5 protein-coding genes are annotated in these 7,544 nt (G+C 65.9%); all 5 read right to left on the reverse strand.

The window, feature by feature from the left end; genetic code table 11:
* Positions 1-13 precede the first annotated feature (13 nt).
* Positions 14-2,659, reverse strand: coding sequence for a translation initiation factor IF-2 (gene infB / locus HY049_12115; GenBank protein MBI3449646.1), 2,646 nt, complete (start codon positions 2,657-2,659; stop codon positions 14-16).
* Positions 2,659-4,071, reverse strand: a complete 1,413-nt coding sequence (gene nusA, locus HY049_12120; protein ID MBI3449647.1) for a transcription termination/antitermination protein NusA — start codon at positions 4,069-4,071, stop codon at positions 2,659-2,661. Before nusA ends, infB begins: the two co-directional genes overlap by 1 nt.
* 19 nt (positions 4,072-4,090) lie before the next feature.
* Positions 4,091-4,618: a ribosome maturation factor RimP gene (locus HY049_12125; GenBank protein MBI3449648.1), complete on the reverse strand. Its 528-nt coding sequence runs from the start codon at positions 4,616-4,618 to the stop codon at positions 4,091-4,093.
* A gap of 127 nt (positions 4,619-4,745) precedes the next feature.
* Positions 4,746-6,446: a CRTAC1 family protein gene (locus HY049_12130; protein MBI3449649.1), complete on the reverse strand. Its 1,701-nt coding sequence runs from the start codon at positions 6,444-6,446 to the stop codon at positions 4,746-4,748.
* Positions 6,443-7,507 carry a tetratricopeptide repeat protein gene (locus HY049_12135; protein MBI3449650.1) on the reverse strand — a complete coding sequence of 355 codons (1,065 nt, stop codon included), beginning with the start codon at positions 7,505-7,507 and terminating at the stop codon, positions 6,443-6,445. Before HY049_12135 ends, HY049_12130 begins: the two co-directional genes overlap by 4 nt.
* Between the last annotated feature and the right edge of the window lie 37 nt (positions 7,508-7,544).

Here is a 7,544-nt window from a genome sequence, read left to right on the forward strand (position 1 = left end):
GCCATTCCGGCCGTCAGGTCACGAGCTCCTTGGGCGCCACTTTCTCGACCTTGTACGCCTCGATGATGTCGCCGACCTTCACGTCGCTGAAGTTGCTGATCGCCATGCCGCACTCGTACCCGCTCTTGACCTCGCCGACGTCCTCCTTGAAACGACGAAGGGAGGAAATCTTCCCCTGGTAGACGACGACGTTGTCCCGCAGGATCCGGGCGTCCGCGTTCCGCACGATGCGGCCGTCGAGGACGAACGATCCCGCGATGATGCCGACCTTGGGCACCTTGAAGGTGTTGCGCACCTCGGCGCGGCCGAGCTGAACCTCCTGAAAGGTCGGCTCGAGCATCCCTTCCATCGCGCGCTTGATCTCGTCGGCGATCTCGTAGATGACTGTGTGAAGCCGGAGGTCGACTCCCTCGGTGTCGGCCAGCGCGCGAGCGCCCGGATCGGGGCGCACGTTGAAGCCGACGACGATGGCGTTCGAGGACGACGCCAGGAGGACGTCGGATTCGGAGATGGCTCCGGCCGCGGTGTGGATGAACCGCAGCTTCACCTTGGGGTTCGAGAGCCGCTCGAGCGTGTTGCTGATCGCCTCGAGCGAGCCCTGCACGTCGGCCTTGACGACCAGGTTGAGCTCCTTGACCACCCCCTCCTGAATCTTCTGGTAGAGGTGATCGAGGGTGAGGCGACTCGATTTCTGGAGCTGATCCTCACGCTGCTTCTGCTGCCGGTACGCGCCGATCTGCCGCGCCTTCCACTCCTCGGTGATGACCTTGAAACGATCGCCCGGGGAGGGGACACCCTCGAGTCCCAGGACGGTCGCCGGGGTGGAAGGGCCGGCCGCCAGCAGGCGCCGGCCGAGGTCGTCGAAGAGCGCGCGCACTTTTCCGTTGACCGTTCCGGCGATGAATGGATCGCCGACGCGGAGGGTTCCCTGCTGCACGAGAACCGTCGCGACGGGGCCGCGGCTCCTGTCGAGCCGCGACTCGAGCACGGTGCCGGCGGCGGGAATCGTGGCGTCGCCCTTGTAATCCTTGAGGTCGGCGACCAGGAGGATCATGTCCAGAAGGTCGGACAGCCCGGTCTTCTGCTTCGCCGAGATGGGGACCGAGACGGTGTCGCCTCCCCAGTCCTCGACGAGGAGGCTGTGCTCGGAAAGTTCCTTGCGGACGCGGTCGGGCTTGGCGTCGGGCTTGTCCATCTTGTTGATCGCCACGATGATCGGCACGCCGGCCGCCCGCGCATGGTTGATCGCCTCGACCGTCTGGGGCATCACGCCGTCGTCGGCTGCGACGACCAGCACGACGATGTCGGTGACCTGGGCCCCTCGCGCCCGCATGAGCGTGAACGCTTCGTGGCCGGGCGTATCGAGGAACGTGATGCCGCGATTCTTGACGTGGACCGTGTAGGCTCCAATGTGCTGCGTGATCCCGCCGTGCTCGGTCGCGACGACGTTCGTCTCGCGGATCGCATCCAGAAGCGTCGTCTTCCCGTGATCGACGTGTCCCATGATGGTGACGACGGGGGAGCGGGGCGTCTGAACTCCGCCCTTTTCGAGCTGGAGCTCCTCGAGGGACGCGTGGTCCTCGAACGATACGGTCTTCAGCTCGAACCCGAACTCCTTCGCCACCTCGGATGCCGTCTCGGGGCTCAACGACATGTTGATCGTCGCCATGACGCCACGAGCCATCAGCCGCTTGAGGACGTCGCCTGCCTTGACCTCCATCTTCTCGGCGAGGTCGCGCACCATCGTCCCTTCGGAGACGGTCAAGGGCCTGAGGATCAGCGGAATCGCCGGCGGCGGGGGAGGCAGGGGCTTGGGAGCCGGTGCGGGTCTGGGAGACGCCGAGGACCTTCCCGACGCGCCCCCGGGCCGCGAGTATCGCGATTGCGGGTAGTACCCCGGACGCGAACCCCCGGCGCCCTTCATGGGGGGGCGCGGCGGTTCGATCTTCGGTAGAGGGGCCGGGCTCGGGCGGGGAGCCGCAGCGCTCTGCGGCGCCGGACCCTTCGACGCGCCGTCACGGCTTGGCGCGGGCGCGGCGGTCGGCTGCATGTAGGGCGGCTTCGCGGGTGCTGCGGGAGCGCCGGTCGCCGCCGCGAGGGAACTCGGGAGTGTGACGGGCGCCGCGGGCACAGTCTTCGGTGAGACGGATGGCGTGGCGGGCGTCATGGTCGCGGGGGCCGTGGCTGCCGCTCTGGCGGCGGGGACCTGTACGCCGGTCGCTGTCGCGACAGCGGCCGGCTGGGCCGCGGCGGTGGGGGCTGCCTGCCCCCCGGGCGGCGCGGCGGCCGCGTCCGCGTGAACGGCTGGAGGCGCCGCCTCGGGTTGCGTGAGGGCGGGAGCGGGACGCGGTCCCTTCCTCGGCCCCTTCTTCTCTTTTTCCTGCGGCTTCTCCTCGGCAGCGGGCGTCACGGGCTTCGCGGCGCTCTTCGGCTTCGACGCGCGGGGCGGCTTCGGCGTGCCGGCGGCCGAGCGGGCTGACGGCTTCACGTGCACGGATGTGCGAAGCGCCGCATCCTTCTTGAAGAGCTCGAGGCACGTGTCGTCGACCGCGCTCAGGGGTGTCGCGGCCTGGATGCCTGCGGATTTCAGCTTCAGCAGGACGTCCTTGTTGTCCAGCCCGAATCTCTTCGCGATTTCGTGGACCTTGATCTTGCCCATCACTCCTCGGTTGTGGTCTGAGCTTCCGCGATCACGTCACCGGCTGCGGGTTCTTCATGATCACCGGATTCGCCGTCCTGGGACGGCGGTGAATCCGCCGTCGCCGCGCTGTCTTCGGTGGCCTCGTCCGCGGCGACCGGCTCGGGCACCTGCCGCGCCTCGATCGCCGCTTTCGCCGACTCCTGAATCTTGATGGCCGTCTTCTCGCCGATGCCGGGAACGCCGCAGAGCTCTTCGAGAGGCGCCGCGACCAGCTCCTCGAGAGATCGGTAGCCCCGCTCGAGGATGCGCGACGTGATCTTTTCGCCCACTCCCGGCAGCTCGCGGATCTCCTGGGAGGCGCGGGCGACGCGGCCCATCTCGTCTTCGATCTGCCGCTTCTTCTCGGCTTCGCTCTTAATCTCGATCTTCCATCCGATGAGCTGCGAGGCGAGGCGCACGTTCTGGCCCTTCTTGCCGATCGCCTGCGAGAGCTGGCCTTCCTCCACGGTCACCTCGAGCGTCCGGCTCTCGTCGTCCAGAGTCAGGACGCGGCCGACCTTGGCGGGATTGAGCGCGTTGCCGACGAACACCGAGGGATCGTCGGCCCATTGCACGATGTCGATCTTCTCGCCGCGCAGCTCCCGGATGATGGCCTGGACCCTCGAACCCTTGATGCCGACGCACGCGCCGACCGGATCGATGTCCTTCTCCTTGGAACGAACGGCGACCTTGGCCCGATCTCCGGGGTCGCGCGCGATGCTCTCGATGACGACGGTGCCGTCGTAGATCTCCGGAACTTCCATCTCGAAGAGCTTGACCAGCAGCCGCGAGTCCGTCCGGCTGACGATGACCTGCGGGCCCTTCGCGGCTTTGTCGACGTTGACGATGACGGCGCGGACGCGGTCGTCGAGATTGTAGTGCTCCGCACGGGACTGCTCTCGCCTGGGGAGAAGCGCCTCGGTGCGGCCGAGGTCGAGGACGATGTCGCCTCTCTCGAACCGCTTCACCACGCCGTTGACGAGCTCTCCCGCGCGATCGCTGTACTCGCGGAAGACGTTATCGCGCTCCGCCTCGCGGACCTTCTGGTAGATGACCTGCTTCGCCGCCTGGGCCGCGATGCGACCGAGATCGACTTTCGGCTTCAACAGCCTGACGATCTGCTCCACGTCGGCCGCGGGCTCCACGCGCCGCGCGTCCTCGATCGAGATCTCGAGATCCGAGTCGATGACCTGCTCGACGACCTTCTTGACGGCGTACACGTCCCACGTTCCGCGCGCCCGATCGAACTCCGAGACGAGCTCCTCCCGCGTGTGGAAGTGCTTCTTCGACGCCGCGACGACCGCGTCCTGGACCGCGGAGATGATCGTCTCGACATCGATGCCTTTTTCCCGGCCAATCTGTTCGATCGCCTGGAAAAGATCGGTTGCCATGGTCTCCAGTACCCTGCGGTTATTTTCTCGGATTTCGGCGGCGGGGTGCTCCCGCGCCGGCCTTCTTCTGAGTTCCCGGCCAGTCGAGTTCGAGTCGGGCTCTCGCGACGAGCTCGCGACCCACTTCCAGGGTCGACCCGCCGACATCGATTCGGAGCACGTCGTCCCGCATCTCGACGAGCCGGCCGACGATGTCCTGCCTGCCGCCCACCGGCCTGCGGGTGACGACCTTGACGGTCCTCCCGATCGCCCGCGAGAAATCGGAGTCCGACTGCAGGCTGCGAGTCAGGCCGGGCGAGGAGACCTCGAGCGTGTAGGCGTGCGGAACGGCGTCCTCGACCTCGATCATGGTGCCGACCACCTCGCTGACGCGACGGCAATGGTCCAGGCCGACTCCCTCCGGCTTGTCGATGAACATCCTCAACACCCACCCCGCCGGCTCCCGGCGGAATTCCACGCCAACAAGTTCGATTCCGTCATCGAGAAGCGCGGGGGTCGCGAGGGCCCGCACTTTCCCCTCGATGGACGCCGTCGATGTGTCATGCACACGCTTCCCCGCCAAAAAACAAAAAAGTGGGCCACCTGACAAGCCCACTTACGAGCTTTCTGAGTGCGCCCGAGATTAGCACCCGGGTTCCGGGCGAATCAAGCCTTCTCGATTGTCGGTCAAGGGTTTAGCGATCGGAGGCGCCGGAGGCTGGCTCGACGATCGTGAGAACGCGGTCGACTTTTCCGCCGGGGAGAGTTTGCGTCTGACCGGACGGCCATCGGATTTCGAGCGAATCGAAGCGGTCCGTGCCACCGAGGCCGAAGTGAAGCCTTGAATCGTTGGAACTCTCGAATGATCCGCCCCCGACCCGCTCCTTCAGGCGGCGCCGTCCACCGGCGACCAGCACCACACGCGCCCCGATGGCGTCCCGGTTGCTTCGCGTGCCCATCAGCCGGACCCCGAGCCAGTGATTGCCAGGCGGCAGGTCGTTCCGATAGAAACCGAGCGGCTCGTACATTCTCGTCACGATGACGTCGATGTCGCCGTCGTCGTCGACGTCGCCGAACGCCATCCCCCGGTGGGCCGCCTTATGCGCCATGGCGGGTCCGGCCCGATCAGTGAGTTCGGTGAAGTGCGCCGAGCCGTCGTTGAGGAAAACCTGGCAGCGCTGGAGAAACGCCGAGCCGATGTGCGCGTCGTCCGCTTCCGGATACACGTGGCCGTTCGAGATGACCAGATCCTCGTCGCCGTCGTTGTCGAGGTCGCTGAAATCGGTCCCCCAGTTGAGGGTGAGAATCGTCGGCTCGAGGAGTCCGGACCGGAGCGTGGCATCGTCGAAATTGCCCGTTCCGTCGTTGATGTAGAGCGTGGCGTAGTCGTGGGAAAAATGGGTGACGTAGAGGTCCAAATCGCCGTCGCCGTCGGGATCCCCGAGCGTCACTCCCATGTTCGCCTGCGCTCTCCCGTCCCCGCCGTAGGCAACCCCGGAGAAGAGCGCGGAGTCGGTGAAATGACCCTTTCCGTCGTTCATGAACAGGTAGTTCGGCTCCGAGTCGTTGGCGACGAAGATGTCCACGTCCCCGTCGTTGTCCACGTCGCCCGTGATGACGCCCAGGCCGTAGGAGGGCTTGACGTCGCCGACACCGGATTGCTTCGTCGCGTCGGTGAACGTTCCGTCACCGTTGTTCCGGAAGAGAAAATCGGCCTCCGCGGGCAATGACATGGGGCCGCAGACGACCGCGATGCCGCGAAAGGTGCAGGGATGGTTCGGGTCCCCTCTCGGGGGGATCTTCCCGGGGTCGAAATCGATGTATCTGGCAACGTAGAGGTCGAGAAGTCCGTCCCGGTCGTAGTCGAAGAACGCGGCGCTCGTGCTCCAACCCGGCGCGCCCACTCCGGCGATCGCCGCCACCTCTCGAAACGTTCCATTCCCTTCGTTTCTATAAAGCCGGCTCGCGCCGATCGACGCGACGAAGAGATCGGGGTCTCCGTCGTTGTCGTAGTCGCCCGCGATGACTCCCTGTCCCCAGGCCGAATCTCCGAGGCCCGCGGCCACCGTGACGTCGGTGAATCTTCCCTTCCCGTCGTTGCGGTAGAGATGATCCGTGGGGGGGACAGGCCCAGGGATTCCTCCGAGCTGAGACGCCTGCACCTGGAAGATGTCGAGGTCGCCGTCGAGATCGTAGTCGAAGAGGGCGACTCCGGTCCCGATGTTGTCGATGACGTACGTCCATGGCGCCTTCGCCGCGAACGTCACGGCCGTGAGGCCACTCTCGGGTCCTGGCTCCACGAAGAACGGAGCCTTGACGTCGTCGGCTCCCGAAGTCAGCGCGGCGGAGAGCATGCACGCGATGGAGGCGAGGCCGGCGCGCCGGCCCACCGTCACGGCCGCTCCATCGTGGTGGACGAACTCTTCTCCTCGGCTTTCTTCATAATCTCCTGGTGCAGTTGAAGCTCGCGGCGCGCATCCTCCTGACGGCCGAGGCGCGCCAGCGCGCGAGAAAGATGATAGTGCGCCTGAGGATGCTCGGGCTCGAGGGCAATCGTCTTCTCGAACGACGCGGCCGCTCCCGGGAAATCGCCTCTTTCGAACTGGATCGAGCCGAGTAGATACAGGGTCCTCGCCGCTCCCGGGTTGAGTGAATCGGCGATCCGTACGGTCCGTTCGGCTTCCTCCAGATTGCCTTTCATCTTGTAGATGAAACCGATGTTCAACTGCACCGCCGCGTTGTTCGGGTCGAGCGAGAGAGCCTTCTGGTATTCCGCGAACGCGTCGTCGTACGCAGACTGCTTGTAGAGAGCGTCGGCGAGACCCTGTCGGGCCTGCAGATTCGCCGGCTCCAGAAGGCACAGGGCGCGATACTGCTCGAGCACCTTATCCGCCTGATTCTTGTTCTCGTAGTAGCGAACGAGACGCCGGCGGATTCCCCCGGCACGGGGATCGTCTCCCGCTTGCGCGAGGAAGGCGGTGTACTCCCTGAGGGCATCGGCATCGCGGGCGGCCAGTTCGTAAAGTTTGCCCAGGTTGTAGTGCACCCCGCTGTCGAGCGGATCCAGATCCCTCGCTCGGACGAGCGCTCGTTCCGCGTCCTCCGGGTCGGCCTTGAGCAGGTAGACCTGACCAAGCCGCGCCCAGGCCGCAGCCTGGCCGGGTGATATCAGGAGCGCCGCCTGCAATTGTGTCTCCGCGGCGTCGAGTTCCTTGAGAGCCATGTGGATTTGGGCGACCTCGTAGCGCATCTCCCAGACTTCGGGTTGGGCCACGATCAACTGCTCGAACGCCGCCGCCGCGTCCGCGAGCTTCCCGGCATCGCGGAGCGCTCGCGCCTGTTCGATGCTCGGCGGAGCAGCTTCCTGCGCGATCCCCGGTCTCATCGGCGCGCAGAGAAGAGCGCACAGCGTTCCCAGGGTTACAAGAATCGAACGTGATGTGCGTGGGGCGAGCATCGGTGAGGGCTCTCCGCGGCAGGTTGAGCGACCGGAA

The sequence above is a fragment of the Acidobacteriota bacterium genome (assembly GCA_016195325.1).
Lineage (GTDB): Bacteria > Acidobacteriota > Polarisedimenticolia > JACPZX01 > JACPZX01 > JACPZX01.